We start from the raw sequence: 24,879 nt of genomic DNA on the forward strand, positions 1-24,879 counted from the left end.
TATTTCTTGACACCTTTTCGACACCGACCTAAAATTCTGCGTCCTCATATTGTATGAGGTCGTTTTATTACGTGTTTACGAAGCGAAAGCTACAACCAGGAGCTATTTAATGGCAACAGTTAACCAGCTGGTACGCAAACCACGCGCACGCAAAGTTGCAAAGAGCAACGTGCCTGCACTGGAAGCATGCCCGCAGAAACGTGGCGTATGTACTCGTGTATATACTACCACTCCTAAAAAACCAAACTCCGCACTGCGTAAAGTATGCCGTGTGCGTTTGACTAACGGTTTTGAAGTGACTTCCTACATCGGTGGTGAAGGTCACAACCTGCAGGAGCACTCCGTGATCCTGATCCGTGGCGGTCGTGTAAAAGACCTCCCGGGTGTTCGTTACCACACCGTTCGCGGTGCGCTTGACTGCTCCGGCGTTAAAGACCGTAAGCAATCACGCTCCAAGTATGGCGTGAAACGTCCTAAGGCTTAATGGTTCTCCGTTAAGTAAGGCCAAACGTTTTATATTAATGTCAAACTAAACTCGTAGAGTTTTGGACAATCCTGAATTAACAACGGAGTATTCCCATGCCACGTCGTCGCGTCATTGGTCAGCGTAAAATTCTGCCGGATCCTAAGTTCGGATCAGAGCTGCTGGCTAAATTTGTAAATATCCTGATGGTAGATGGTAAAAAATCTACTGCAGAAACCATCGTATACAGCGCGCTGGAGACCCTGGCTCAGCGTTCTGGTAAAGATGGCCTGGAAGCTTTTGAAGTAGCCCTTGAAAACGTGCGTCCGACTGTCGAAGTTAAGTCTCGCCGCGTTGGTGGTTCTACTTATCAGGTTCCAGTTGAAGTCCGTCCGGTTCGCCGTAATGCCCTGGCAATGCGTTGGATCGTTGAAGCTGCTCGTAAACGCGGTGATAAATCCATGGCTCTGCGCCTGGCGAACGAACTTTCTGATGCTGCAGAAAACAAAGGTACTGCAGTTAAGAAACGTGAAGACGTTCACCGTATGGCAGAAGCCAACAAGGCGTTCGCACACTACCGTTGGTAATCCCTTCGGAGTTTTAGTCACCAGGCGGGCGCTTCTAGTAAGCAGCCCGCTTTGGGCTACTTAAATTGAACGCCTAAAAGATAAACGAGGAATCAAATGGCTCGTACAACACCCATCGCGCGCTACCGTAACATCGGTATCAGTGCGCACATCGACGCCGGTAAAACCACTACTACCGAACGTATTCTGTTCTACACCGGTGTAAACCATAAAATCGGTGAAGTTCACGACGGCGCAGCCACCATGGACTGGATGGAACAGGAGCAGGAGCGTGGTATTACTATCACCTCCGCAGCGACTACTGCATTCTGGTCTGGTATGGCTAAGCAGTATGAACCGCATCGCGTAAACATCATCGACACCCCGGGGCACGTTGACTTCACTATCGAAGTAGAACGTTCCATGCGTGTGCTTGATGGTGCAGTAATGGTTTACTGCGCAGTTGGTGGTGTTCAGCCTCAGTCTGAAACCGTATGGCGTCAGGCAAACAAATATAAAGTTCCACGCATTGCGTTCGTTAACAAAATGGACCGTATGGGTGCGAACTTCCTGAAAGTTGTTGGTCAGATCAAAACCCGTCTGGGCGCGAACCCTGTTCCGCTGCAGTTGGCGATTGGCGCTGAAGAAGCGTTCACCGGTGTTGTTGACCTGGTGAAAATGAAAGCCATCAACTGGAACGAAGAAGATGCAGGCGTAACCTTCACTTATGAAGATATCCCGGCTGACATGCAGGAACTGGCTGAAGAATGGCACCAGAACCTGATCGAGTCCGCTGCGGAAGCTTCAGAAGAGCTGATGGAGAAATACCTGGGTGGTGAAGAACTGACTGAAGAAGAGATCAAAAAAGCTCTGCGTCAGCGCGTTCTGAACAACGAAATCATCCTGGTAACCTGTGGTTCTGCGTTCAAGAACAAAGGTGTTCAGGCGATGCTGGATGCGGTAATTGATTACCTGCCATCCCCAGTCGACGTACCTGCGATCAACGGTATTCTGGACGACGGTAAAGATACTCCGGCTGAGCGTCATGCTAGCGATGAAGAGCCGTTTGCTGCTCTGGCATTCAAAATCGCTACCGACCCGTTCGTGGGTAACCTGACCTTCTTCCGCGTGTACTCTGGTGTGGTTAACTCCGGTGACACCATCCTGAACTCAGTGAAAACTGCACGCGAGCGTTTTGGCCGTATCGTACAGATGCACGCTAACAAACGTGAAGAGATCAAAGAAGTTCGCGCGGGCGATATCGCTGCTGCTATCGGTCTGAAAGACGTGACCACTGGTGACACTCTGTGTGACCCGGATCACCCGATCATTCTGGAGCGTATGGAATTCCCTGAGCCGGTAATCTCCATCGCGGTAGAACCGAAAACCAAAGCTGACCAGGAAAAAATGGGTCTGGCTCTGGGCCGTCTGGCTAAAGAAGACCCGTCATTCCGCGTTTGGACTGACGAAGAATCTAACCAGACCATTATCGCCGGTATGGGTGAGCTGCACCTCGACATCATCGTTGACCGTATGAAGCGTGAATTCAACGTTGAAGCGAACGTCGGTAAACCTCAGGTTGCTTACCGTGAAGCGATTCGCGCGAAAGTTACCGATATCGAAGGTAAACACGCTAAGCAGTCTGGTGGTCGCGGTCAGTACGGTCATGTTGTTATCGACATGTACCCGCTGGAGCCGGGTTCAAACCCGAAAGGCTACGAGTTCATCAACGACATCAAAGGTGGTGTAATTCCTGGCGAATACATCCCGGCCGTTGATAAAGGCATCCAGGAACAGCTGAAATCTGGCCCGCTGGCTGGTTACCCGGTTGTTGATCTGGGCGTGCGTCTGCACTTCGGTTCTTACCATGACGTTGACTCCTCTGAGCTGGCGTTTAAACTGGCCGCTTCTATCGCCTTCAAAGATGGCTTTAAGAAAGCGAAACCAGTTCTGCTTGAGCCTATCATGAAGGTTGAAGTAGAGACTCCGGAAGAGAACACCGGTGACGTAATCGGTGACTTGAGCCGCCGTCGTGGTATGCTTCGTGGTCAGGAATCCAACGTCACTGGCGTTGTTATCCATGCTGAAGTTCCGCTGTCTGAAATGTTCGGATATGCAACCCAGCTGCGTTCTCTGACCAAAGGCCGTGCTTCTTACTCCATGGAGTTCCTGAAGTACGACGATGCGCCGAACAACGTTGCTCAGGCCGTTATTGAAGCCCGTGGTAAATAAGCCACAGGATTAAAACCTAAGTCCCGTGCTCTCTCCCCAGGGGAGAGCACTATAGTAAGGAATATAGCCGTGTCTAAAGAAAAATTTGAACGTACAAAACCGCACGTTAACGTCGGCACCATCGGCCACGTTGACCACGGTAAAACTACCCTGACCGCTGCAATCACCACCGTACTGGCTAAAACCTACGGCGGTGCTGCTCGTGCATTCGACCAGATCGATAACGCGCCGGAAGAAAAAGCTCGTGGTATCACCATCAACACTTCTCACGTTGAATATGACACCCCGACTCGCCACTACGCACACGTAGACTGCCCGGGCCACGCCGACTATGTTAAAAACATGATCACCGGTGCTGCGCAGATGGACGGCGCGATCCTGGTTGTTGCTGCGACTGACGGCCCGATGCCGCAGACTCGTGAGCACATCCTGCTGGGTCGTCAGGTAGGCGTTCCGTACATCATCGTGTTCCTGAACAAATGCGACATGGTTGATGACGAAGAGCTGCTGGAACTGGTAGAAATGGAAGTTCGTGAACTTCTGTCTCAGTACGATTTCCCGGGCGACGACACCCCGATCGTTCGTGGTTCTGCTCTGAAAGCGCTGGAAGGCGAAGCAGAGTGGGAAGCGAAAATCATCGAACTGGCTGGTTTCCTGGATTCTTACATCCCAGAACCAGAGCGTGCGATTGACAAGCCGTTCCTGCTGCCTATCGAAGACGTATTCTCCATCTCCGGTCGTGGTACCGTTGTTACCGGTCGTGTAGAGCGCGGTATCATCAAAGTTGGTGAAGAAGTTGAAATCGTTGGTATCAAAGAGACTGCTAAGTCTACCTGTACTGGCGTTGAAATGTTCCGCAAACTGCTGGACGAAGGCCGTGCTGGTGAGAACGTTGGTGTTCTGCTGCGTGGTATCAAACGTGAAGAAATCGAACGTGGTCAGGTACTGGCTAAGCCGGGCTCTATCAAGCCGCACACCAAGTTCGAATCTGAAGTGTACATTCTGTCCAAAGACGAAGGCGGCCGTCATACTCCGTTCTTCAAAGGCTACCGTCCGCAGTTCTACTTCCGTACTACTGACGTGACTGGTACCATCGAACTGCCGGAAGGCGTTGAGATGGTAATGCCGGGCGACAACATCAAAATGGTTGTTACCCTGATCCACCCAATCGCGATGGACGACGGTCTGCGTTTCGCAATCCGTGAAGGCGGCCGTACTGTTGGTGCGGGCGTTGTTGCTAAAGTAATGAGCTAATTATTGATTAATTAGCTTTGAGCTTAAAAAGGGCGCTTCGGCGCCCTTTTTGCTGTCCGCGATTTAGCAGTTGTCATATTTATTCGCATTTTTCATTCATTCTCCCGCTGCGTAAATAGCGTTGTGCTATTGTAATCATAACTATTCTCATTTACACTTTGCGCAGAAATTGAACGGGAGCGATCATGTACGTTTGTTTGTGTAATGCGATAAGTGATAAAAAAATACGTCAGGCTGTTCGCCAGTTTCATCCTCAGTCCTTTCAGCAATTGCGTAAATTTATTCCTGTTGGAAATCAATGTGGTAAGTGCATTCGTGCTGCCCGCGAAGTCATGCAGGATGAATTAACGCAAATGCCAGAATTTAAAGAGATCGCCTAAGTCACACTCTTTTTTTTGACATCCCTGTAGCCCCATCTACGCTCTAAGAGTGGAAGCGGAGGGACTATAAAATGAAAGGTGATGTTAAAATCATAAATTATCTCAATAAACTATTGGGAAATGAGCTTGTCGCAATCAACCAGTATTTTCTCCATGCTCGTATGTTCAAAAACTGGGGACTGACTCGCCTCAATGATGTTGAGTACCATGAATCTATCGATGAGATGAAACACGCTGATAAATATATCGAGCGTATTTTATTCTTAGAAGGGCTCCCAAACTTACAGGATCTTGGTAAGTTGGGTATAGGCGAAGATGTTGAAGAGATGCTGCAATCCGATCTTCGACTCGAACTCGATGGGGCAAAAGATTTACGTGAAGCCATTGCCTATGCCGACAGCGTCCATGACTACGTTAGCCGGGATATGATGATCGAAATCCTTGCTGATGAAGAAGGTCACATTGACTGGCTGGAAACGGAACTGGATCTGCTCCAGAAGATGGGACTCCAGAACTATCTTCAGGCACAGATTCGCGAAGCGTAGACGCAAACTTTGCAGAGCGGCAGGCCTGCCGCTCCTTTCAGTACCCGATAACACCTGAACTTTGCGCGCTGAAAATCAACCAACCTGCCAGTCCAAGCCACGGACCGAACGCGATAAGCGGTATCGACGTCCTTCGGGTAAGGCGTAGGATCAGCCACCAGACAATGCCCAGCAATGATGCAGCGAGTAAAATGGGCGGTAGCGCTGGCCATCCACACCAGGCCCCCATCGCCGCCAGTAGCTTAGCGTCACCCAGGCCGATGCCCTCTTTTCCCGCGAGTATTTTGCATCCCCACCAGACCAGCCATAGCGTCAGATAGCCAGCGACAGCGCCGTACAGCGCGTCGGGTAACATCTCTCTGTCGTAAACGCTGTGATATAGCAGACCGAGCCAGAGCAGCGGCTGCGTCAGCACATCCGGCAGCAGGTACGTCCGGAGATCAATTTGCGCCAGGGCGAAAATAAACCAGAACAGCGTCATGATGGCAATCGCATCTGACATTGAAGAGACAAACGCGGTGCTAAGCGCAAAAACACAAGAACACGCCAGTTCAGTCAGTGGGTAACGCCATGAAATGGGCTGCGCGCAGTCCTGGCAACGCCCCCGCTGCCACAGCCAACTGAATAGTGGAATAGTGTTACGCACCGATAGCCTGTGCTGGCAGTGCGGACAGTGCGACGGAGGCCAGGCGATATTCCATGTTTCGCTGTGCCGATGCTCAATCATGATCGGCAGTCGATAAACCACTACATTCATAAAGCTGCCGACTATCAGCCCGACAAGCGCCATTGCTGCAATGTTAATGAGTTCCGTCATTTTCCCACCGGATAGAGTTCAAGGGCTTCCACCGCAATCTCCCCGGCGACCGGGCGGGCGCTAAACGTGAGTTGCGAAACCTGTATTCCCTCATTTTGTAGGGTATTAAGCCACGCAAATAATGGTTCGTTTTTGACAACGGGAAGCGAGATCGCAAAATGATCGGGAGTGGATGTCACAACGCTGATATTCAGACCTGCCTGCTGCGCGCTATGTTGTATCAGTGCCGGATCGGTCTTTGTGCCCGGTCTACTGGCAACTAATCCGCGACGCTGAATCGCCTCATTTACCCACAGGATCTCACTCCTGAGACGATCATTTTCCTGCCTCTGCTGTGCAATAGCGTTATCCAGGGGCTGAACCACGCCGTACCAGAATCCCGCCAGCAGACAGAAAACGGCGAGGAATATCAGACTGCGTTGCTCTCTGCCGTTTTTTTCGCTCCACCAGCTATTCATATTCATTTGCGCTCCTTCAGGGTCAGCCGGACGCTACCTGTAGTCCCTTCTGGCGGTTGAGTCAGGATAAATTCGTCGTTTATCTGCACCATAAAGCGGCGAAGATGTTCCGGATCGCGAACGTTGAGCGTCAAGGTAAAAAGGCGTTGTTCGAGCCGGTAGTTGACCTCGCGGATGGTAAGCCCCGGCAATGTGCTTAATCGGGTCTGAAGCTGAGTCAGTAACGTCAGCACATCCGGATAGCGATCCCTCGCAGACGATTCGAAGAAATATTTAAAATTGCTGTTGCGGTTATCACCTGGGAAATAGCGGTTCCACAGGATGGCACCTTCCGCTGAGAGCGCCTGTTTCTGTTGATGAAGCTGCCAGAGCATCACCCCTTTCAGCCCTGAGAAGAGCGCTATCGCCAGGGCAAATGTTGCTATGGCGGCATATTTCAGCAGACGTGGGGTCGGTTGTGTCGGGGGTAAAGGGCGGAAGCTGCCGTGTAATACGTTAATGTCCTGAATATTATCACCATTGCAGGCGCACGCCAGAGGTGGCTGCCAGTCAAGGTATTCGACATAAGCGTGAGGCACAGGAAGCGCGCTGGCGCTGATGATTTTCTGCTCTGTATGGCTGGCGAGTAAATGCATGAGCAGTGCCTCACTCAGCACGCCTGTTTTCCACGTGTCGTAACGGATTAACCATCGCTCATCTTGTTTTAGCAGACTCCAGCTATCCGTGACATACGGCAGCCAGAAACCATCCGGAACGATATACGTCAACGTCACGCCAGCTGTGCGGAAAGTCGTCAATAGATCGTTCAGCGTAGTCCTGGCGATCCCGGCCAGATGGAGCGTGTTTTCTTCTCTGGCGAGAACCGTCCAGTGCAGGCTATCTGTATCACCGACAACGGCGTCCTCCACCAGCCAGCCCAGCGTTTGTTCACTGATTTTGTAGTTTTCCGTCGGTAATTCGACGCGACGAAAACAGAAATAATCAGGTGACAGGAACAGGCAGGCGTTACCGGCATCCGGCAGGTCGGCCAGCGCGTTCGGCTGGAGGTAAGCCGCCTGTTCAACAATAACCGGAGGCTGTGCCTCGTTGGGGCAGCACCATTCCAGTTTTCCCGGCAGCGGACGTAGCAGTAATGTGTCTGGCATCATTTAGTTCCCTTTAATGGTCGCGCGCCACGCTTTTGCGGGCTGTAATAAACAGAGCCTTTCTTTTGGGATCGTATTCCAGCTGGCTGATGGTGCTCCCGGCGCTATCGCCCTGTTCGATAGTCGTTTCAAGGCGGAAGTAACGACTGGTCGCCACCGCAATGCTTTTGAATGTGGACTGCGACAGCTTATGAGCTGGATTATCCTTATCGAATGTCTTTAACAGCGTCTCAATGCTGATTTTTCGTCCTTTGCGCGGGGTATCAAAAAAGCGCTCAATCTCGCGTGGCGGGACAGCATTATTGAGCATCGCCGCAAGCAACGGTGCATCCCGGCGTGTCAGGGTGTTGATGTTGATTTTTAGCTCATCATCAGGCAGCGCGCAGAGTAGCGGGGAGATTTGCTGGTAAAGAGAAAGCGTCATCCCTTTGATTTGTTTGAGCTCACTGATTGACCAGATACGTCGTCCGCCAATGGTGTGGGGGGCGTTACTTGTTTGGTAATACTCATTTTCGGCACCGGAGGCGCGTGGGATATCGTCGTTATCGATGTAGTCGGCGATAGCATCAACCAGCGCCTCAGCCTGGGCATGGGTGACGCCAACGTTGTCCAGCAGCGCGAGAAAGACGCTCACACTGGCGGGCGGCTCTTTCATTCGATCGATCGGGGCGTTAATCAGCGCATTAATGTTGTAACAGGCCTGCTCGTCAGATATCTGCCAGCTAACAACATCGCCGCTGGCGAGCTGAATACGCTGCGGCTGCGCCCAGAGCTGCTCGTGACTGAGGTATTTCTCATTATCCCGCAGGTCCTGTTCAAGAATACGCATGGCCTGGCTTTCAGCCAGCTCTGCCAGCCAGTTTTGCTGTAGCCGCATCCGGGTGTAGCTGGTGCGTTTGAGGTTGATCTGGTAGCGCACGGTCATTTCGCTGGCCAGCGCCGCCATAATTGCCAGGATCATCAGCACTACCAGCAGCGCCACGCCCTTTTGCCGGGTCATTGCTGTTCTCCTGGCTGGCGGTTCTCTGGCAACAGCGTCAGACGAGTTATCGTGCCGGAATCAGCAAGTTTGAGAGTGACTTCCATCGCGCCAGGAGATGGAATTTTCGCCGTGTCCGTCCACGCTTTCTCTTTACCGTTGTAATAACGCAACGTGAAGGCGTTCACACCATTGAGCATCGGCTGAGTGATGGCCGGGGTTCTATCTTCCGGGTAGCGCCAGAGCGTGCGGTATAAAGTATGATCCTGCAGATACCACTGAACTCGCTGGATATCGGGCGCGCAGCAGGCGCCAGGATAACGGTTACTGCTGGCTGTCGTCAGCATCAGAGTCTCTTTTTCGCCCTGCAATTCGGTTACCGGCACCCGCTGTCGGATATCTTTATCCAGCAAATTGACGGTACGCACGATGGCGGAAAAACGCTGCTGATGCTTTTTGGTCTGCTCGTTACTGTCAATTGTCGTCGTCAGCATCTGCGCCGTCAGCAGGCTGAGCGTGGCGAACAGGGCAATAGCCAGTAAAACTTCCAGCAGGGTAAAGCCGCGCTGTTTCTCAGGGCGGGGAGACATTTTGCGGTCCTCCTTGCGGCGAGGGGATAAAGCGCTGCAGGCGGATCTGCTGTTTGTCCTCAAGAGCGACGTCTGCTGTCCAGGTGCTGAGGCCAGAAGCATCGGCGGGTGAGACTGTCAACGACCAGGCCCAGCGGCGTTTACCCATTATGCTGCTGCCCGTGGCGGTTTTAGCGGGGCTCTGCCCGGCCAGTTGATAGGTTTTGAGCACATTATCCGCTACCCAACCGGCAAGCACCTGTTCTTCCATTTTTGCGGTGGCGCTAACCTGACCGTGCAGGCTGTTGAGTAGCGCGAGGGAGCAGGTGGCGAAAATGAATATCGCCAGCAGCACTTCCAGAAGCGTCATTCCTGATTGCCTTTGGCTCATCGGCTTTCGCCTCGGGTGAGCACCAGCGGCAGCCCGCCGGTGCTGGCGAGCGTGAACAGCAGCCTGTTATTTTTACGGCTGCGGATGTGTAGCGTAAACGGCGTAATTTCACCGTCCGGGTGAATCAGAATTTGCGGCGTGCCGACGGATTGCCTGGCGAGCGACGCCGGGAACAGAGCCACCTGCCAGTCATTTTCCCACTTGCCCTCGGTCGCCAGGCGATAGAACCGGGTTGGCGTCTGCCAGCGATTGCCAATCGGTGTGACGATGCGCCAGCCTTGTTCGCGGATCTCAATACCGGTACTGCGGTCCTCCATCGTTGACCAGTCAGCGGCATATTCAGTCAGCGCCGCCAGCTGTTCGGCTGCAGTAATCGCTTTCGCGGTATCATTTTGTCGCCCGTAGGTCATCATCACCAGCGAGGCGCCAAGCGCGATAATCGTCAGCACCAGAATGACTTCCAGTAGCGTGAATCCCTTCTGCCTCATTCCGATTATTTCGCTTTACCCAGTTCCCAGTTAGTAATGTCGTCAGCGGTGCCGGGTTCACCGTCCTGACCTGCGGAGAGAATATCGTAATCGCCGTGTTCACCAGGGCTAACCAGCAGATACTCATTACCCCAGGGATCCTGTGGCAGACGCTTGATATATCCCTTTGCGTTGTAATTTTCCGGGATTGGGCTGGCGGTCGGTTTTTCGACCAGCGCCTTTAGCCCCTGCGCCGTCAGCGGATAGCGATAGTTATCCAGTTTGTACATATCCAGCGCATTCTCCAGCGCCACGATGTCGCTGACGGCTTTCTGGTGATCGGCTTTGTCTTTATTGCCCATTAAACTGGGGACGACCAGGCTTGCGAGGATGCCCAAAATAACCAGCACCACCATCATCTCGAGCAGCGTAAATCCTCGCTGCTTATGTGCATCACTATTCACGTTTTGTCCTTAACTTACCAATGAGTTGAGTTGCAAAATGGGTTGCAGAACCGAGACGATGATGAACAGCACAATCATCGCCATCGTAATAATCAGCGCGGGTTCAAACAGTGTCAGCGTCAGCGCAATGCGGTTTTGTAGCAGTGTTTCCTGCTGGTCGGCGGCGCGCGCCATCAGCTCGCTGAGCTGGCCGCTTTTTTCCCCGGAGGCAATCATGTAGAGCATCATCGGCGGGAAGAGATCGCATTTTTCCAGGGCGAGATGAAAGCCTGAACCCTGGCGCACGCGCTCTGCAGCCTGACCCAGCCGCTGACTAATTTCTCGGTTACCGATGCCTTCGGTTGCCAGCGTCATCCCTTCCAGCAGCGGAACGCCGCTGATATTGAGAATGCTCAGGGTGCGCAAATAACGGGCGCAGTGGATAGCGCGCAGCAGGGCGCGACTGAGTTTGAAATCAAGAAGCCAGCGGTCAAGCAGATGCCGTTTGCCGGAGCGGGTGAGCCAGTGGCGAAACAGGAAACAGGCAATCAGCAGCAATGCGATTACCCACAATCCGTAGTGGCGCATGGCACCACTGATTGCCAGCAACACGCGCGTGGACATCGGCAGCGCTTCTTTCATATGCAGAAACTGCTCTACGATTTTGGGCACTACGGTGGTGAGCAGGATAGCGACGACGGCGAGCGCCACGCTGGTCAGCAGGGAAGGATAAATCAGTGACTGGATGAGTTTACTGCGTGTTGCCTGTCGTAACTCATTGTAGTCAGCCAGCTGTTCCAGCACACAGCCGAGCTGTCCGCTTTTTTCGCCGGCTTTCACCAGCGTGCGGTAAACGGAATCGAAGATCCGCGGCCAGGCGGCCAGCGATTCGGAAAGCGTATGTCCGGCGAGGATCCGTTCGCGCAGGTCGTGTAGCACCAGCCCCAGTTTATTATTTTTGTTCTGCCGGCCAATAACGAACAGCGCCTCTTCAAGCGGTAGCGAAGCGTTGGCCAGTGTGGCGAGCTGGCGGGTGAACAGCGCCAGTTCACTGCCGCTAAGCCGTAAACGAGGCGTTTTTTTTACCGTCCGGAACAGCGAAATGACCTTTTTCTCATTTAACACCAGCGGGTGCAGACCCTGGGCGCGCAGCGCCTCGCGCGCCTCTTTGCTGCTGGCGGCATCCAGCATTCCATGGTGAGTCGTGCCGCTGTCATCCATTGCCTGCCACTGATATTTCATCGCGTATCCTCTTGCGCAGAGGTGACGCGCATGACTTCCTCAAGCGTGGTTTCGCCTGCCAGCACGCGCAGCAGGCCGTTCTCCTGCAGGCTCCGACTTTGCTGGCGCAGGCACTGTTCCAGGGCGTGTTCATCAGCGTCGCGATGGATGATGCTGCGCATAGTTTTATCCACCAGCATAATTTCATGAATCGCCAGTCGCCCCTGATAGCCTGTTCCCCGACATTCGCCGCATCCGCAAGCCTGCCAGATTGTCTGAGCGGTGGGATCGAGCGCGTGCAGGGGGGATTTCTGAGAGTCAGGAATGGGAGCATGCGCGCGGCAGGCCGGACAGAGGCGACGCACCAGGCGTTGGGCGATAACGCCGCTTAGCGATGATGAGAGCAGGAAAGGTTCAACGCCCATGTCCCGTAATCGGGTGATCGCACCGCAGGCGCTGTTAGTGTGCAGGGTGGAAAGCACCAGATGTCCGGTGAGCGATGCCTGAACCGCTATCTGCGCGGTTTCGGCGTCACGAATTTCGCCGACCATGACGATGTCCGGATCCTGGCGCAGGATGGCGCGCAGTCCCCTGGCGAAAGACATATCCACCCGGCTGTTTACCTGGGTTTGTCCGACGCCTTCCAGCTCGTACTCGATGGGATCTTCGACGGTCAGGATATTACGCTGGGGGGAATTCAGCTCGGCGAGAATCGCATACAGCGTGGTGCTTTTTCCCGAACCTGTCGGGCCGGTGACGAGAATGATGCCGTGTGGCTGCTGTACTAAACCCTTCAGCCGCAGGCTATCCACCGCCGATAGCCCCATATTCTCCAGCGTCAGGCGCAGACTGTTTTTATCCAGCAGACGCAATACAGCTCTTTCGCCGTACTGCGAGGGCAACGTCGAAACGCGGACGTCAATATTTTTGCGTCCAAGGCGCAGGGAAATACGCCCATCCTGCGGCAGTCGTTTTTCGGCAATATCCAGCCGCGCCATTACTTTGATACGTGAAATCAGCAGCGGCGCCAGTTTTTTAGCGGGCTGAAGGACTGGCTTGAGGACACCATCGATACGATAACGCACCACCAGCGATTTTTCGAAGGTTTCGATATGCACATCCGACGCGCCTTCCCTCACGGCTTCATGAAGAACCGCGTTGATCAGGCGGATAACCGGTGCGTCGTTTTCATCACTGAGCAGATCGGCGTTGTCGGGTAACTCCTCGCTCAGCGCCGTCAGGTCGATCTCCTGATCGATATCCAGGGCAATCTGCCGGGACTCTCCGGCGCCGTGCTGGAAAAGTTGCTCCAGGTGGTCGTCAAATTGCGCTGGCGTCAGGCGGCTGAAGCGCTGACAGGCAACGCTGGCCTCGAGCACGTTTTCCAGCGGCGTGTCGGTGCGGTAGAACAATTCATCCACCGCGACCGCGATACCAAATTTTTGCCCCTGTGCGTAATTAAGCGGCAGAGGATGCTGGGGAGGAATGCGCGTCCATAAGTCAGTCATGTTGGATCATTCCCGGAAGGGATTGCGCGATGGCTGGCTGTTGGGCGCGTCGGTCGGCACATCGAAATTCAGCTCTTTAAGCATCGGGCGTTCTTCGTCCTTCACGCCGACCAATCCACTGGATTGCTTATCAATACGCTGCTGCTGTAAATCACGAAATCGGGTGTACTTATCCTTTGAGAGCGAACGATAAACCTCGTCGTCGCGAATAATGGTCGGCCTGATAAAGACCATCAAATTACGCTTCGCATTTTCCGTTGAGGTGTAGCGGAATAGCTGTCCGAGAACAGGGATATCGCCCAGCAGCGGTACTTTGGAAACCTGCTCTTTGCTTGAATCATCCAGCAGGCCACCCAGCACCACGGTTTCGCCGCTTTTGACCAGCACGGCATTCTGGATAGTACGGGTGTTGAATGTCGGACCGAGATCGCTGGCGTTACCTGAAGCGGTATCGACGCTCGACACCTCCTGCTCGATCTCCATCAGCACCGCGTCGCCTTCGTTGATTTGCGGTGTGACCTTCAGTTTGGTGCCGACGGTTTTACGTTCGACCGTATTAAAAACGTTGTCGCCGGAGGTTGTTTGCGAGCCGGACAGCACTGGCACATCCTGGCCGACATTAAACGACGCTTCTTTGTTATCCAGCGTCACAATGCTGGGGGTGGCGAGGATATCGTTTTTGTTGTCGGAGGAGATCGCGGTGAGCAGGACGCTCCAGTCCCCCTCAAAGAAGCCCGTCGCCAGGCCGTTAAAACTGCTTAACGCGCTGGCGATAGGGTTGTCGCTGGTCATCGAACCATTTTTATCAAACTGGCGCGCGCCTCTTGATGCGTCGAAAATCGGCAGCCCCGTTTTGGTAAACTGCTGACCGCCGACGTTGCTGTTGGCCCACTGCACGCCAAGATTCAGGCCGTTGCCATCCTGGACTTCCACAATGATGGCTTCAACCAGTACCTGTGCGCGGCGAATATCCAGACGAGCGATGACTTTTTCCAGCTCCTGCATGGTGCTCTGGTCTGCGGTAATGACCACCGAGTTGGTTTGTTCATCGGCGTTAATCGAGACATCCCGGGAAGGGGTAGCCACGCTCTGCGAAGACGACTGCTTGTCTTCCGTCAGTTTGGTTGACACGCCGGTCAGCACTTCAACGATTTTAGTGGCTTTGGCGTATTTCAAATAGAACACGCGAGTATTGCCCTGCGTGGTCTGTTCGATATCCAGTTTAGCGATTAAAGATTTCATCCGCTGGCGCACATTGTCCGGCCCGCTGATAAGAAGGGCGTTGGTGCGCTTGTCGGCGACAATTTTAGGCAGCAGGATCTGCGTTGGGTTTTCCTTTGACTCTTCGCGAATCAGGCTGTTAATTACGTCAGATAAATCAACTGCCGAGGCGTAGCGCAGTTTGATAAGCTCACGTTCCTGAGTACCGATAACATCGACCTTTTTCACAACCTCAAGGATGCGATTGACTATATTGGCTTTACCGGTGATCAACAGCGCATTAGAAGGATCATAGTGTACGACGTTGCCAATGCCGCCGCTGTCCATCATCTGGCGTAATAGCGGAGCCAGATCGCGTACCGGGACATTTTTCAGCGCCACGACGCGGGTGATAAATTCATCGCCGACCGCCGGTTGCGACTGTGCCAATACTTTTCCTGGCGCGGTCTTAAGCGTTGCGGAGCGAACAACCTTCAGCAGGCCGTTATCCAGGGTGATAACCGAGTAGCCGTAGATATCGAGAACGCTGAGAAAAAACTGGTAGTATTCCTCCTCGTTGAAACTGTCAAAGCTGCGAACGGAGATTTTTCCCTGGACGGACGGATCGATCAGAATGGTTTTGCCCATTTGCTTACTGACCGAGGTAATAAACTCCCGGAGATCCGCATCCTGGAAGTTTGCCGAATATTGCGCTGACATGGTTTGAAATGGAAAGGAGCAAAACTGTAGCGCCAGTATCCATGCAGCCGTTTTTTTAATTCCTTTGCACAATTTTGTCGTCCTTAAGGTTAATCTTTCTCAGTAACGGATACATTCACCAGCGCTTCCTGACCGTTTCGTATTACGGTGAACTGGGCAGAGTTTAAGGTAACAAATTCCTGTAGTGCCGCTTTTGCTGATGCTTCCTGAGTTAGCGGATGGTTGTTCATTTTGATCGCAATATCGCCAGGCCGGAGTCCGGTTGCTATAAAACGTTTAATCGGACCACGGGCGTTTAATCTGACGCCCTGTAGCGCTTCCTGCTGATAGATAAAGTTAGTAATAATAATGTCGCTGAGGGAATGTGGCGCGCTGTCATGTGGCAGCGATGGTGCCGGTGCTCTGGAGGATATATCAGGCTCATCAATAAAAGCGATGCGTTGCCGGGAGCCATTGTTATCAATCGTCACGCTATTATTATCAATATCCGTAATTTTTACGTCAGGGAGATCGTCAAGCTTATCTCCGGTACTGTAAAATCTTGCTTTCTCATTAATGGTGATAATAGCCTGTGAACGTGTTTTTAGCGTGCTCGCAATAATGCCATTTAGCTGGAGATTGAGCATCGAATTTTTAATTGAAACATCTTCCTTATTGTTAGTCGCATTTTTCCTACTATTTTTTGGTAAATTCATTGGCAGCCTGAGGGCAGCGGACGTTATTGAGTGACTGGTTTTGTTTTTCGTATTGGTCGAATCAATAAATAATCTATAGGCATATAACGAATGAATAATAACAATGGCACCGACAAAAAACATAACGCAGTACAGCACATCGTTACGCTTTCTCTTAAATATAAAGGTAAATTGCTTTGCGATAACATCCATTGTTAATAGCATGCCTGTTCTTTTCGGGAGAAGCATGATATAGGCTTACTTTCAGGTTTTCAATTTAATCGTCGGAACATGTCGTTTAATTCAAATATAAAAAATTGATAATATTTACCTGACATATAATGAGTTAAATGCCCGCATCAATTACTGGAACTTATCGATGACTGAACGCGAATTACCGTATGCAATTTACTCTTTTTCGCAACATACCCTTATCAAGAATATCTTTATTCATGAGCTGGGCGCTGGCGATGTGGGCGTATTATGCGGCAAACCGGGGTGTGGTAAATCGACGCTTATTTATCAGTTAGGTAAGAATTTTCCCGGCAGGGTAGTGGTGTTTACCGCCACTGGTTTCTCTGGTTTCTGTCAATTGACACACACGGCGTGTACGCACGGAAAACTCCAGCCAGACTGGCGAGATGTGAGAATTAACCGTTTCTGGTCAACGCTGATGCCTGCCCTTAGTCCGGCAGCGCAACCAATAATAATTGTCATTGATAATGCTGACGCACTCGCCAGACACCTTCCGGCATTTGTCGATAATTTCCGTCATCTGGCGGCTTCATTTGACGCTGGCGCCAGCTTGCTACTGGTGGGGGGCGAAGCGCTCAGGCGTAACCGACGACTTAAACGGCGTGTTACGCTATCGGCGATCATCGCTGCGTCGACGGACGATGAATATCTTGATTTTATGCATCAACAGCAACTGTGTGAGGCGGATGGCGAGCCTGTGCGGATGCGTCATGAATTTGTGCGCAAAGCGGTTCGGGCAGTGCAGGGAAACCTGGCGTTGCTGAGGCGCATCGCCCGGGCGGCGAGAAAAATGGCAACGGACAGGCAAGCGGATGTGTTAACCGCTCAACAGGAAAAATTGTTGCTGGAAACATTTACTATCCGCTCTTGCGTATTGCGCAAGGGAATATTGCCCGGACTTTACGCTGCGCTGGCTTTGACGTTCGGCTGGCTGGCGGTCGATGTTTTTCCCCTTCAACTTCCTGTGCCTGCCGGGTTAACGGTGGCGATGACGCAAAAAAAGGAAAACCTGCCGGATATTAGCGATGCACGGGGAGGATTACGCGACGCCATGCAGCAATTATTCAGCGTCTGGGGATTCGACACAGCGCATGACGAGGCATGGTGTGACCAGGCCGATCGCGCTGAGTTGGTGTGCGAAAGCGGCAAGGAACGTTTAGATAACCTCATCAGGCGCGGGTTGCCGTGGATCGCGCATTTGAATATCGATAAACAACCGGTCTACGGTGTTGTGATGCGTGTATCAGGAAACGAGCTGGATCTTATCATTGATAATAAAACCTGGATCATCAGTCAGGAGTGGCTGGCGAAGCACTGGCAGGGAAATTATACCCTGATACTCAATTTAACGCCTGACAGGAAAATGCAGATCGGTGACAAGAGTCCGGCGGAAACCATCATCTGGTTTGATACGATGCTGAGCCGCGCGCTGGGTGTTCCCGGCGATAAATCAGGCTCATGGACGCCATGGTTAATCGAAAAGGTCAAAGCATTCCAGCAGCGGGAGAATTTGCCTGTGGATGGTAAGCCGGGAAAAGAGACGCTGATAAGGCTACGTCAGAGTCTTGGAGACGCGCCGGTATTAATCAATGAGGTGCTCACACATGTGTCATCTAAGGAGCGTGTGTGATGATGCACATCTATCAACCCATTGATGCGAAAACAGTGTTGAGTTGCCGCTGGCGGCAGGCGCTGCATTCCTGTTGCTGGCTGTTGTGGGTCAGCCTGATGCTAATGTGCGGCTACTACGGACATTATGTCTGGTTGGTGCGCCATCCGACAACCACCACGCAGGGAGTGCCCGATTCTCAGGCGTATCGACTCTCGGATGTGCATTACATTTTTAAGCGGAAACCTCTGCCGATACGCATCGATTTACCCACCCAGAACGAAGAGGGTGGCAGTATGTTGGAAGAGATACCCTATGATGAAGCATCCGGGCAGGAAGCGCCGGATGGCGAAGTATTGCGCTCACGTGTGCAACAAGCGCTGAGAGAAATCGATGGCAAATAGCCATAATCACTTGCATCCGTACCGGCTATACGTATAATACGCCAGCCTGTCAAATCTGACGGGTAGTTCGATATGAACTGTGGCGGTTTACCGTCAACAACGCTCCCAATCAGGGGGCTACGTAAGAACGGTTACACTCTCCCATCAATCGTAATGGGTTTGAGGAGTAACTATTTCGTCTATAAAATAATTGGAGCTCTGGTCTCATGCAGAACCAAAGAATCCGTATCCGTTTGAAAGCGTTTGATCATCGTCTGATCGATCAATCAACCGCGGAAATCGTCGAGACTGCCAAGCGCACTGGTGCGCAGGTTCGTGGTCCGATCCCGCTGCCGACCCGCAAAGAGCGTTTCACCGTTCTGATCTCCCCGCACGTCAACAAAGACGCGCGTGATCAGTACGAGATCCGTACTCACAAGCGTCTGGTTGACATCGTTGAGCCAACTGAAAAAACCGTTGATGCTCTGATGCGTCTGGACCTGGCTGCCGGTGTAGACGTGCAGATCAGCCTGGGTTAATCAGGTCATCGAGCGATTGAGAGGTTGATACAATGATTGGTTTAGTCGGTAAAAAAGTGGGTATGACCCGCATCTTCACTGAAGATGGCGTATCTATCCCAGTAACCGTTATCGAAGTTGAAGCAAACCGCGTTACTCAGGTTAAAGATCTGGCTAACGATGGCTATCGCGCTGTTCAGGTTACCACCGGTGCTAAAAAAGCTAACCGCGTAACTAAGCCGGAAGCTGGTCACTTTGCTAAAGCTGGCGTAGAAGCTGGCCGCGGCCTGTGGGAGTTCCGCCTGGCAGATGGTGAAGAATACACCGTTGGTCAGAACATTAGCGTTGAACTGTTTGCTGACGTTAAAAAAGTTGACGTAACCGGTACCTCTAAAGGTAAAGGTTTCGCTGGTACCGTTAAGCGCTGGAACTTCCGTACCCAGGACGCTACTCACGGTAACTCCTTGTCCCACCGCGTTCCGGGTTCTATCGGTCAGAACCAGACTCCGGGCAAAGTGTTTAAAGGCAAGAAAATGGCAGGTCAGCTGGGCAACGAACGTGTAACCGTTCAGAGCCTGGACGTAGTACGTGTTGACGCTGAGCGCAACCTGCTGCTGGTTAAAGGTGGTGTTCCGGGTGCGACCGGTTGCGACCTGATCGTTAAACCAGCTGTGAAGGCGTAAGGGGATAGCAATGGAATTAGTATTGAAAGACGCGCAGAGCGCGCTGACTGTTTCCGAAACTACCTTCGGTCGTGATTTCAACGAAGCGCTGGTTCACCAGGTTGTTGTTGCTTATGCAGCTGGTGCTCGTCAGGGTACTCGTGCTCAGAAGACTCGTGCTGAAGTAACTGGTTCAGGCAAAAAGCCGTGGCGCCAGAAAGGTACCGGCCGTGCGCGTTCAGGTTCTATCAAGAGCCCGATCTGGCGTTCAGGTGGCGTGACCTTCGCTGCTCGTCCACAGGACCACAGTCAAAAAGTTAACAAAAAGATGTACCGCGGCGCGCTGAAAAGCATTCTGTCCGAACTGGTACGTCAGGATCGTCTGATCGTTGTCGAATCATTCTCTGTAGAAGCGCCTAAAACTAAGCTGCTGGCACAGAAACTGAAAGACATGGCTCTGGAAGATGTGCTGATCATCACCGGTGAGCTGGACGAAAACCTGTTCCTGGCTGCGCGCAACCTGCACAAGGTTGACGTACGCGATGCAACTGGTATCGACCCGGTTAGCCTGATCGCCTTCGACAAAGTCGTAATGACTGCTGATGCTGTTAAGCAAGTTGAGGAGATGCTGGCATGATTCGTGAAGAACGTCTGCTGAAAGTGCTGCGCGCACCGCACGTTTCTGAAAAAGCGTCTACTGCGATGGAAAAAACTAACACCATCGTTCTCAAAGTTGCTAAAGACGCGACCAAAGCAGAAATCAAAGCTGCTGTGCAGAAACTGTTTGAAGTCGAAGTCGAAGTCGTTAACACCCTGGTAGTTAAAGGGAAAGTTAAACGTCACGGACAGCGTATCGGTCGTCGTAGCGACTGGAAAAAAGCTTACGTCACCCTGAAGGAAGGCCAGAATCTGGACTTCGTCGGCGGCGCTGAGTAAGTCGGAGGAGTAATACAATGGCAGTTGTTAAATGTAAACCGACATCTCCGGGTCGTCGCCACGTTGTTAAAGTGGTCAACCCAGAGCTGCACAAGGGCAAACCTTTTGCTCCGCTGGTTGAAAAAAACAGCAAATCCGGTGGTCGTAACAACAATGGCCGCATCACCACTCGTCACATCGGTGGTGGTCACAAGCAGGCTTATCGTATTGTTGACTTCAAACGCAACAAAGACGGTATCCCGGCAGTTGTTGAACGTCTTGAGTACGATCCGAACCGCTCCGCGAACATCGCGCTGGTTCTGTACAAAGACGGTGAACGCCGTTACATCCTGGCCCCTAAAGGCCTGAAAGCTGGCGACCAGGTTCAATCTGGCGTTGATGCTGCAATCAAAGCAGGTAACACCCTGCCGATGCGCAATATCCCGGTTGGTTCTACCGTTCATAACGTAGAAATGAAACCAGGTAAAGGCGGTCAGCTGGCACGTTCCGCTGGTACTTACGTTCAGATCGTTGCTCGCGATGGTGCTTATGTCACCCTGCGTCTGCGTTCTGGTGAAATGCGTAAAGTCGAAGCAGACTGCCGTGCAACTCTGGGCGAAGTTGGCAATGCTGAGCATATGCTGCGCGTTCTGGGTAAAGCAGGTGCTGCACGCTGGCGTGGTGTTCGTCCTACCGTTCGCGGTACTGCGATGAACCCAGTCGACCACCCACATGGTGGTGGTGAAGGTCGTAACTTTGGTAAGCACCCGGTAACTCCGTGGGGCGTTCAGACCAAAGGTAAGAAGACCCGCAGCAACAAGCGTACTGATAAATTCATCGTACGTCGCCGTAGCAAATAATTTTAGAGGATAAGCCATGCCACGTTCTCTCAAGAAAGGTCCTTTTATTGACCTGCACTTGCTGAAGAAGGTAGAGAAAGCGGTGGAAAGCGGAGACAAGAAGCCCCTGCGCACTTGGTCCCGTCGTTCAACGATCTTTCCTAACATGATCGGTTTGACCATCGCTGTCCATAATGGTCGTCAGCACGTTCCGGTATTTGTTTCCGACGAAATGGTCGGTCACAAACTGGGTGAATTCGCACCGACTCGTACTTATCGCGGCCATGCTGCTGATAAAAAAGCGAAGAAGAAATAAGGTAGGAGGAAGAGATGGAAACTTTAGCTCAACATCGCCATGCTCGTTCTTCTGCTCAGAAGGTTCGCCTTGTTGCAGACCTGATTCGCGGTAAGAAAGTGTCGCAGGCTCTGGATATTCTGACCTACACCAATAAGAAAGCGGCTGTACTGGTCAAGAAAGTCCTGGAATCTGCCATTGCTAACGCTGAACACAACGATGGCGCTGACATTGACGATCTGAAAGTTACGAAAATTTTCGTAGACGAAGGCCCGAGCATGAAGCGCATTATGCCGCGTGCAAAAGGTCGTGCAGATCGCATCCTGAAGCGCACCAGCCACATTACTGTGGTTGTGTCCGATCGCTGAGACTCTGGAGACTAGCAATGGGTCAGAAAGTACATCCTAATGGTATTCGCCTGGGTATTGTAAAACCATGGAACTCAACCTGGTTTGCGAACACCAAAGAATTCGCTGACAACCTGGACAGCGATTTTAAAGTACGTCAGTACCTGACTAAGGAACTGGCTAAAGCGTCTGTATCTCGTATCGTTATCGAGCGTCCGGCTAAGAGCATCCGTGTGACCATTCACACCGCTCGCCCGGGTATCGTTATTGGTAAGAAAGGTGAAGACGTAGAAAAACTGCGCAAAGTCGTAGCGGATATTGCTGGCGTTCCTGCTCAGATCAATATCGCCGAAGTGCGTAAACCTGAACTGGATGCAAAATTGGTTGCTGACAGCATCACTTCTCAGCTGGAACGTCGTGTTATGTTCCGTCGTGCTATGAAGCGTGCTGTACAGAACGCAATGCGTCTGGGCGCTAAAGGTATTAAAGTTGAAGTTAGCGGCCGTCTGGGCGGCGCGGAAATCGCACGTACCGAATGGTACCGCGAAGGTCGCGTACCTCTGCACACTCTGCGTGCTGACATCGACTACAACACCTCTGAAGCGCACACCACTTACGGTGTAATCGGCGTTAAAGTGTGGATCTTCAAAGGCGAGATCCTGGGTGGTATGGCTGCTGTTGAACAACCGGAAAAACCGGCTGCGCAACCTAAAAAGCAGCAGCGTAAAGGCCGTAAATAAGGAGCGTCGCTGATGTTACAACCAAAGCGTACAAAATTCCGTAAAATGCACAAAGGCCGTAACCGCGGTCTGGCGCAGGGTACGGATGTTAGCTTCGGCAGCTTCGGTCTGAAAGCTGTTGGCCGTGGTCGTCTGACTGCCCGTCAGATCGAAGCAGCACGTCGTGCTATGACCCGTGCAGTTAAGCGTCAAGGTAAGATCTGGATCCGTGTATTCCCGGACAAACCGATCACTGAAAAGCCGCTGGCAGTGCGTATGGGTAAAGGTAAAGGTAACGTGGAGTATTGGGTTGCCTTGATTCAGCCGGGTAAAGTCCTGTATGAAATGGACGGCGTACCGGAAGAGCTGGCCCGTGAAGCATTCAAGCTGGCAGCAGCGAAACTGCCGATTAAAACCACCTTTGTAACTAAGACGGTGATGTAATGAAAGCAAAAGAGCTGCGTGAGAAGAGTGTTGAAGAGCTGAACACCGAGCTGCTGAATCTGCTGCGTGAGCAGTTCAACCTGCGTATGCAGGCTGCAAGTGGCCAGCTGCAACAGTCTCACCTGTTGAAGCAAGTGCGTCGTGATGTCGCACGCGTTAAGACTTTACTGACTGAGAAGGCGGGTGCGTAATGACCGATAAAATCCGTACTCTGCAAGGTCGCGTTGTTAGCGATAAAATGGAGAAATCCATCGTTGTTGCTATCGAACGTTTTGTGAAACACCCGATCTACGGTAAATTCATTAAGCGTACGACCAAACTGCACGTACATGACGAGAACAACGAATGCGGTACTGGTGACGTGGTTGAAATCCGCGAATGCCGTCCGCTGTCCAAGACTAAGTCCTGGACGCTGGTTCGCGTTGTAGAGAAAGCCGTTCTGTAATACAGTAGGCATTCTCAACGAATAAACGGCTCAGCGATGAGCCGTTTATTTTTTCTACCCATATCGTTGAAGCGGTGTTATAATGCCGCGCCCCCGATATGGGGCTTTTTTAACGACCTGATTTTCGGGTCTCAGTAGTAGTTGACATTAGCGGAGCACTAAAATGATCCAAGAACAGACTATGCTGAACGTCGCCGACAACTCCGGTGCACGTCGCGTAATGTGTATCAAGGTTCTGGGTGGCTCGCACCGTCGCTACGCAGGCGTCGGCGATATCATCAAGATCACCATCAAGGAAGCAATTCCGCGTGGTAAGGTCAAAAAAGGTGATGTGCTGAAGGCGGTAGTGGTGCGCACCAAGAAGGGTGTTCGTCGCCCGGACGGTTCTGTCATTCGCTTCGATGGTAATGCATGCGTTATTTTAAACAATAACAGCGAGCAACCTATCGGTACGCGTATTTTTGGGCCGGTAACTCGTGAACTTCGTAACGAGAAGTTCATGAAAATTATCTCTCTGGCACCAGAAGTACTCTAAGGAGCGAATCATGGCAGCGAAGATCCGTCGTGATGACGAAGTTATCGTGTTAACCGGTAAAGATAAAGGTAAACGCGGTAAAGTTAAGAATGTCCTGTCTTCCGGCAAGGTCATTGTTGAAGGTATCAACCTGGTTAAGAAACATCAGAAGCCGGTTCCGGCCCTGAACCAACCAGGCGGCATTGTAGAGAAAGAAGCAGCTATTCAGATCTCTAACCTTGCTATCTTCAACGCGGCAACCGGCAAGGCTGACCGTGTAGGCTTTAGATTCGAAGACGGCAAAAAAGTCCGTTTCTTTAAATCTAACAGCGAAACTATCAAGTAATTTGGAGTAGTACGATGGCGAAACTGCATGATTACTACAAAGACGAAGTAGTCGCTAAACTCATGACTGAGTTTAACTACAATTCTGTCATGCAAGTCCCTCGGGTCGAGAAGATCACCCTGAACATGGGTGTTGGTGAAGCGATCGCTGACAAGAAACTGCTGGATAACGCAGCAGCTGACCTGACAGCAATCTCCGGTCAAAAACCGCTGATCACCAAAGCACGCAAATCAGTTGCAGGCTTCAAAATCCGTCAGGGCTATCCGATCGGCTGTAAAGTAACTCTGCGTGGCGAACGCATGTGGGAGTTCTTTGAGCGCCTGATCACTATTGCTGTTCCACGTATCCGTGACTTCCGTGGCTTGTCCGCTAAGTCTTTCGACGGTCGTGGTAACTACAGCATGGGTGTCCGTGAGCAGATCATCTTCCCAGAAATCGACTACGATAAAGTCGACCGCGTGCGTGGTTTGGATATTACCATTACCACTACTGCGAAATCTGATGAAGAAGGCCGTGCTCTGCTGGCTGCCTTTGACTTCCCGTTCCGCAAGTAAGG

At 51.9% G+C, this 24,879-nt stretch carries 34 protein-coding genes; 22 read left to right on the forward strand and 12 right to left on the reverse strand.

Features of this window, described 5'->3' with window-relative positions; all coding sequences use genetic code 11:
- The first annotated feature begins 109 nt into the window (after nt 1-109).
- The 6 genes from rpsL to bfr all read left to right on the forward strand — a co-directional run bounded on the left by rpsL (nt 110) and on the right by bfr (nt 5,440).
- Nucleotides 110-484, forward strand: coding sequence for a 30S ribosomal protein S12 (rpsL, locus tag HV314_RS01900; RefSeq protein WP_003023654.1), 375 nt, complete (start codon nt 110-112; stop codon nt 482-484).
- A gap of 95 nt (nt 485-579) precedes the next feature.
- Entirely contained in the window at nt 580-1,050 is a 471-nt protein-coding gene (rpsG, locus tag HV314_RS01905; protein WP_016154763.1) for a 30S ribosomal protein S7, read from the forward strand.
- Nucleotides 1,051-1,146: 96 nt separating this feature from the next.
- The gene (gene fusA / locus HV314_RS01910) at nt 1,147-3,261 is read left to right on the forward strand and encodes an elongation factor G (RefSeq protein ID WP_016154762.1); all 2,115 of its coding nucleotides are present in this window, start codon (nt 1,147-1,149) and stop codon (nt 3,259-3,261) included.
- A 69-nt stretch (nt 3,262-3,330) separates the two neighbouring features.
- Entirely contained in the window at nt 3,331-4,515 is a 1,185-nt protein-coding gene (gene tuf, locus HV314_RS01915; protein WP_003031109.1) for an elongation factor Tu, read from the forward strand.
- 185 nt (nt 4,516-4,700) lie between these two features.
- Entirely contained in the window at nt 4,701-4,895 is a 195-nt protein-coding gene (gene bfd, locus HV314_RS01920; RefSeq protein ID WP_003031111.1) for a bacterioferritin-associated ferredoxin, read from the forward strand.
- 71 nt (nt 4,896-4,966) lie between these two features.
- Nucleotides 4,967-5,440 (forward strand): bacterioferritin, encoded by a 474-nt coding sequence (gene bfr, locus HV314_RS01925; RefSeq protein WP_016154761.1) that lies wholly within the window; start codon nt 4,967-4,969, stop codon nt 5,438-5,440.
- 37 nt (nt 5,441-5,477) lie between these two features.
- Here the strand turns inward: bfr and HV314_RS01930 are convergent, their stop codons facing one another.
- The 12 genes from HV314_RS01930 to gspC are packed head-to-tail and all read right to left on the reverse strand — an operon-like array spanning nt 5,478 to nt 16,245.
- A complete protein-coding gene (locus HV314_RS01930) occupies nt 5,478-6,257 on the reverse strand; it encodes a prepilin peptidase (RefSeq protein ID WP_181547201.1) in 780 nt (259 codons plus the stop codon).
- Entirely contained in the window at nt 6,254-6,721 is a 468-nt protein-coding gene (gspM, locus tag HV314_RS01935; RefSeq protein WP_181547203.1) for a type II secretion system protein GspM, read from the reverse strand. Before gspM ends, HV314_RS01930 begins: the two co-directional genes overlap by 4 nt.
- Nucleotides 6,718-7,863 carry a type II secretion system protein GspL gene (gene gspL / locus HV314_RS01940; RefSeq protein ID WP_181547206.1) on the reverse strand — a complete coding sequence of 382 codons (1,146 nt, stop codon included), beginning with the start codon at nt 7,861-7,863 and terminating at the stop codon, nt 6,718-6,720. The genes gspM and gspL overlap by 4 nt, the downstream gene beginning before the upstream one ends.
- 10 nt (nt 7,864-7,873) lie before the next feature.
- Nucleotides 7,874-8,860 (reverse strand): type II secretion system minor pseudopilin GspK, encoded by a 987-nt coding sequence (gene gspK / locus HV314_RS01945; RefSeq protein ID WP_181547207.1) that lies wholly within the window; start codon nt 8,858-8,860, stop codon nt 7,874-7,876.
- The gene (locus HV314_RS01950) at nt 8,857-9,429 is read right to left on the reverse strand and encodes a type II secretion system protein GspJ (RefSeq protein WP_053388942.1); all 573 of its coding nucleotides are present in this window, start codon (nt 9,427-9,429) and stop codon (nt 8,857-8,859) included. Before HV314_RS01950 ends, gspK begins: the two co-directional genes overlap by 4 nt.
- Complete coding sequence (gene gspI, locus HV314_RS01955; protein ID WP_016154755.1) at nt 9,413-9,799, reverse strand: type II secretion system minor pseudopilin GspI; 387 nt, start codon at nt 9,797-9,799, stop codon at nt 9,413-9,415. The genes HV314_RS01950 and gspI overlap by 17 nt, the downstream gene beginning before the upstream one ends.
- Entirely contained in the window at nt 9,796-10,287 is a 492-nt protein-coding gene (gene gspH / locus HV314_RS01960) for a type II secretion system minor pseudopilin GspH (RefSeq protein ID WP_046274613.1), read from the reverse strand. Before gspH ends, gspI begins: the two co-directional genes overlap by 4 nt.
- Before the next feature lie 5 nt (nt 10,288-10,292).
- Nucleotides 10,293-10,685: a type II secretion system major pseudopilin GspG gene (gene gspG, locus HV314_RS01965; RefSeq protein ID WP_047358922.1), complete on the reverse strand. Its 393-nt coding sequence runs from the start codon at nt 10,683-10,685 to the stop codon at nt 10,293-10,295.
- Nucleotides 10,686-10,739: 54 nt separating this feature from the next.
- Nucleotides 10,740-11,951: a type II secretion system inner membrane protein GspF gene (gspF, locus tag HV314_RS01970; protein WP_181547209.1), complete on the reverse strand. Its 1,212-nt coding sequence runs from the start codon at nt 11,949-11,951 to the stop codon at nt 10,740-10,742.
- Nucleotides 11,948-13,438 (reverse strand): type II secretion system ATPase GspE, encoded by a 1,491-nt coding sequence (gene gspE / locus HV314_RS01975; protein WP_181547211.1) that lies wholly within the window; start codon nt 13,436-13,438, stop codon nt 11,948-11,950. Before gspE ends, gspF begins: the two co-directional genes overlap by 4 nt.
- 6 nt (nt 13,439-13,444) lie before the next feature.
- Nucleotides 13,445-15,430, reverse strand: a complete 1,986-nt coding sequence (gene gspD / locus HV314_RS01980) for a type II secretion system secretin GspD (RefSeq protein WP_181547213.1) — start codon at nt 15,428-15,430, stop codon at nt 13,445-13,447.
- A 17-nt stretch (nt 15,431-15,447) separates the two neighbouring features.
- Nucleotides 15,448-16,245, reverse strand: a complete 798-nt coding sequence (gene gspC, locus HV314_RS01985) for a type II secretion system protein GspC (RefSeq protein ID WP_181547215.1) — start codon at nt 16,243-16,245, stop codon at nt 15,448-15,450.
- 166 nt (nt 16,246-16,411) lie between these two features.
- On the opposite strand from gspC, the gene HV314_RS01990 reads away from it, so the two are divergent.
- From HV314_RS01990 to rplE, 16 genes are all read left to right on the forward strand, one after another.
- A complete protein-coding gene (locus HV314_RS01990) occupies nt 16,412-17,917 on the forward strand; it encodes a peptidoglycan-binding protein (RefSeq protein ID WP_181547217.1) in 1,506 nt (501 codons plus the stop codon).
- Nucleotides 17,917-18,300 carry a hypothetical protein gene (locus tag HV314_RS01995; protein WP_181547219.1) on the forward strand — a complete coding sequence of 128 codons (384 nt, stop codon included), beginning with the start codon at nt 17,917-17,919 and terminating at the stop codon, nt 18,298-18,300. Before HV314_RS01990 ends, HV314_RS01995 begins: the two co-directional genes overlap by 1 nt.
- Before the next feature lie 206 nt (nt 18,301-18,506).
- Nucleotides 18,507-18,818: a 30S ribosomal protein S10 gene (gene rpsJ / locus HV314_RS02000; protein ID WP_001181005.1), complete on the forward strand. Its 312-nt coding sequence runs from the start codon at nt 18,507-18,509 to the stop codon at nt 18,816-18,818.
- Nucleotides 18,819-18,850: 32 nt separating this feature from the next.
- The gene (gene rplC, locus HV314_RS02005) at nt 18,851-19,480 is read left to right on the forward strand and encodes a 50S ribosomal protein L3 (RefSeq protein WP_003031117.1); all 630 of its coding nucleotides are present in this window, start codon (nt 18,851-18,853) and stop codon (nt 19,478-19,480) included.
- Between the two features lie 10 nt (nt 19,481-19,490).
- On the forward strand, nt 19,491-20,096 hold the full coding sequence (rplD, locus tag HV314_RS02010; protein WP_003031119.1) for a 50S ribosomal protein L4: 606 nt from the start codon (nt 19,491-19,493) through the stop codon (nt 20,094-20,096).
- Complete coding sequence (gene rplW / locus HV314_RS02015) at nt 20,093-20,395, forward strand: 50S ribosomal protein L23 (protein ID WP_000617546.1); 303 nt, start codon at nt 20,093-20,095, stop codon at nt 20,393-20,395. The genes rplD and rplW overlap by 4 nt, the downstream gene beginning before the upstream one ends.
- Nucleotides 20,396-20,412: 17 nt before the next feature.
- A complete protein-coding gene (rplB, locus tag HV314_RS02020) occupies nt 20,413-21,234 on the forward strand; it encodes a 50S ribosomal protein L2 (RefSeq protein WP_016154746.1) in 822 nt (273 codons plus the stop codon).
- A gap of 16 nt (nt 21,235-21,250) precedes the next feature.
- Nucleotides 21,251-21,529: a 30S ribosomal protein S19 gene (gene rpsS, locus HV314_RS02025; RefSeq protein WP_001138115.1), complete on the forward strand. Its 279-nt coding sequence runs from the start codon at nt 21,251-21,253 to the stop codon at nt 21,527-21,529.
- 14 nt (nt 21,530-21,543) lie between these two features.
- On the forward strand, nt 21,544-21,876 hold the full coding sequence (rplV, locus tag HV314_RS02030; protein ID WP_000448832.1) for a 50S ribosomal protein L22: 333 nt from the start codon (nt 21,544-21,546) through the stop codon (nt 21,874-21,876).
- Between the two features lie 17 nt (nt 21,877-21,893).
- Nucleotides 21,894-22,595, forward strand: coding sequence for a 30S ribosomal protein S3 (gene rpsC / locus HV314_RS02035; RefSeq protein WP_000529945.1), 702 nt, complete (start codon nt 21,894-21,896; stop codon nt 22,593-22,595).
- Nucleotides 22,596-22,607: 12 nt separating this feature from the next.
- Nucleotides 22,608-23,018 (forward strand): 50S ribosomal protein L16, encoded by a 411-nt coding sequence (gene rplP / locus HV314_RS02040; protein WP_000941212.1) that lies wholly within the window; start codon nt 22,608-22,610, stop codon nt 23,016-23,018.
- Nucleotides 23,018-23,209, forward strand: coding sequence for a 50S ribosomal protein L29 (gene rpmC / locus HV314_RS02045; protein ID WP_000644742.1), 192 nt, complete (start codon nt 23,018-23,020; stop codon nt 23,207-23,209). The genes rplP and rpmC overlap by 1 nt, the downstream gene beginning before the upstream one ends.
- Nucleotides 23,209-23,463, forward strand: coding sequence for a 30S ribosomal protein S17 (gene rpsQ / locus HV314_RS02050; RefSeq protein ID WP_003031120.1), 255 nt, complete (start codon nt 23,209-23,211; stop codon nt 23,461-23,463). Before rpmC ends, rpsQ begins: the two co-directional genes overlap by 1 nt.
- Nucleotides 23,464-23,626: 163 nt before the next feature.
- Entirely contained in the window at nt 23,627-23,998 is a 372-nt protein-coding gene (rplN, locus tag HV314_RS02055) for a 50S ribosomal protein L14 (protein ID WP_000613954.1), read from the forward strand.
- Nucleotides 23,999-24,008: 10 nt separating this feature from the next.
- Complete coding sequence (gene rplX, locus HV314_RS02060) at nt 24,009-24,323, forward strand: 50S ribosomal protein L24 (protein WP_003031122.1); 315 nt, start codon at nt 24,009-24,011, stop codon at nt 24,321-24,323.
- Between the two features lie 14 nt (nt 24,324-24,337).
- Nucleotides 24,338-24,877 carry a 50S ribosomal protein L5 gene (gene rplE, locus HV314_RS02065; RefSeq protein WP_003031123.1) on the forward strand — a complete coding sequence of 180 codons (540 nt, stop codon included), beginning with the start codon at nt 24,338-24,340 and terminating at the stop codon, nt 24,875-24,877.
- Nucleotides 24,878-24,879 lie beyond the last annotated feature (2 nt).

It is taken from the genome of Citrobacter sp. RHBSTW-00887, assembly GCF_013728095.1.
Classification (GTDB): domain Bacteria; phylum Pseudomonadota; class Gammaproteobacteria; order Enterobacterales; family Enterobacteriaceae; genus Citrobacter; species Citrobacter braakii.

Excerpts from the sequence above, each read along its gene's own strand:
- HV314_RS01930 (WP_181547201.1), bottom strand. The coding sequence starts at position 6,257 with ATGACGGAACTCATTAACATTGCAGCAATGGCGCTTGTCGGGCTGATA.
- bfr (WP_016154761.1), top strand. The coding sequence starts at position 4,967 with ATGAAAGGTGATGTTAAAATCATAAATTATCTCAATAAACTATTGGGA.
- rpsS (WP_001138115.1), top strand. The coding sequence starts at position 21,251 with ATGCCACGTTCTCTCAAGAAAGGTCCTTTTATTGACCTGCACTTGCTG.
- gspF (WP_181547209.1), bottom strand. The coding sequence starts at position 11,951 with ATGAAATATCAGTGGCAGGCAATGGATGACAGCGGCACGACTCACCAT.
- HV314_RS01990 (WP_181547217.1), top strand. The coding sequence starts at position 16,412 with ATGACTGAACGCGAATTACCGTATGCAATTTACTCTTTTTCGCAACAT.
- gspK (WP_181547207.1), bottom strand. The coding sequence starts at position 8,860 with ATGACCCGGCAAAAGGGCGTGGCGCTGCTGGTAGTGCTGATGATCCTG.
- rplN (WP_000613954.1), top strand. The coding sequence starts at position 23,627 with ATGATCCAAGAACAGACTATGCTGAACGTCGCCGACAACTCCGGTGCA.
- gspH (WP_046274613.1), bottom strand. The coding sequence starts at position 10,287 with ATGAGGCAGAAGGGATTCACGCTACTGGAAGTCATTCTGGTGCTGACG.
- HV314_RS01950 (WP_053388942.1), bottom strand. The coding sequence starts at position 9,429 with ATGTCTCCCCGCCCTGAGAAACAGCGCGGCTTTACCCTGCTGGAAGTT.
- rplW (WP_000617546.1), top strand. The coding sequence starts at position 20,093 with ATGATTCGTGAAGAACGTCTGCTGAAAGTGCTGCGCGCACCGCACGTT.
- rplE (WP_003031123.1), top strand. The coding sequence starts at position 24,338 with ATGGCGAAACTGCATGATTACTACAAAGACGAAGTAGTCGCTAAACTC.
- gspG (WP_047358922.1), bottom strand. The coding sequence starts at position 10,685 with ATGATGGTGGTGCTGGTTATTTTGGGCATCCTCGCAAGCCTGGTCGTC.
- rplP (WP_000941212.1), top strand. The coding sequence starts at position 22,608 with ATGTTACAACCAAAGCGTACAAAATTCCGTAAAATGCACAAAGGCCGT.
- rpsC (WP_000529945.1), top strand. The coding sequence starts at position 21,894 with ATGGGTCAGAAAGTACATCCTAATGGTATTCGCCTGGGTATTGTAAAA.
- rpsJ (WP_001181005.1), top strand. The coding sequence starts at position 18,507 with ATGCAGAACCAAAGAATCCGTATCCGTTTGAAAGCGTTTGATCATCGT.
- rpmC (WP_000644742.1), top strand. The coding sequence starts at position 23,018 with ATGAAAGCAAAAGAGCTGCGTGAGAAGAGTGTTGAAGAGCTGAACACC.
- rplV (WP_000448832.1), top strand. The coding sequence starts at position 21,544 with ATGGAAACTTTAGCTCAACATCGCCATGCTCGTTCTTCTGCTCAGAAG.
- rplC (WP_003031117.1), top strand. The coding sequence starts at position 18,851 with ATGATTGGTTTAGTCGGTAAAAAAGTGGGTATGACCCGCATCTTCACT.
- rpsL (WP_003023654.1), top strand. The coding sequence starts at position 110 with ATGGCAACAGTTAACCAGCTGGTACGCAAACCACGCGCACGCAAAGTT.
- gspM (WP_181547203.1), bottom strand. The coding sequence starts at position 6,721 with ATGAATATGAATAGCTGGTGGAGCGAAAAAAACGGCAGAGAGCAACGC.
- rplX (WP_003031122.1), top strand. The coding sequence starts at position 24,009 with ATGGCAGCGAAGATCCGTCGTGATGACGAAGTTATCGTGTTAACCGGT.
- gspI (WP_016154755.1), bottom strand. The coding sequence starts at position 9,799 with ATGAGCCAAAGGCAATCAGGAATGACGCTTCTGGAAGTGCTGCTGGCG.
- gspC (WP_181547215.1), bottom strand. The coding sequence starts at position 16,245 with ATGGATGTTATCGCAAAGCAATTTACCTTTATATTTAAGAGAAAGCGT.
- gspL (WP_181547206.1), bottom strand. The coding sequence starts at position 7,863 with ATGATGCCAGACACATTACTGCTACGTCCGCTGCCGGGAAAACTGGAA.
- bfd (WP_003031111.1), top strand. The coding sequence starts at position 4,701 with ATGTACGTTTGTTTGTGTAATGCGATAAGTGATAAAAAAATACGTCAG.
- HV314_RS01995 (WP_181547219.1), top strand. The coding sequence starts at position 17,917 with ATGATGCACATCTATCAACCCATTGATGCGAAAACAGTGTTGAGTTGC.
- fusA (WP_016154762.1), top strand. The coding sequence starts at position 1,147 with ATGGCTCGTACAACACCCATCGCGCGCTACCGTAACATCGGTATCAGT.
- gspE (WP_181547211.1), bottom strand. The coding sequence starts at position 13,438 with ATGACTGACTTATGGACGCGCATTCCTCCCCAGCATCCTCTGCCGCTT.
- rpsG (WP_016154763.1), top strand. The coding sequence starts at position 580 with ATGCCACGTCGTCGCGTCATTGGTCAGCGTAAAATTCTGCCGGATCCT.
- rplB (WP_016154746.1), top strand. The coding sequence starts at position 20,413 with ATGGCAGTTGTTAAATGTAAACCGACATCTCCGGGTCGTCGCCACGTT.
- rpsQ (WP_003031120.1), top strand. The coding sequence starts at position 23,209 with ATGACCGATAAAATCCGTACTCTGCAAGGTCGCGTTGTTAGCGATAAA.
- rplD (WP_003031119.1), top strand. The coding sequence starts at position 19,491 with ATGGAATTAGTATTGAAAGACGCGCAGAGCGCGCTGACTGTTTCCGAA.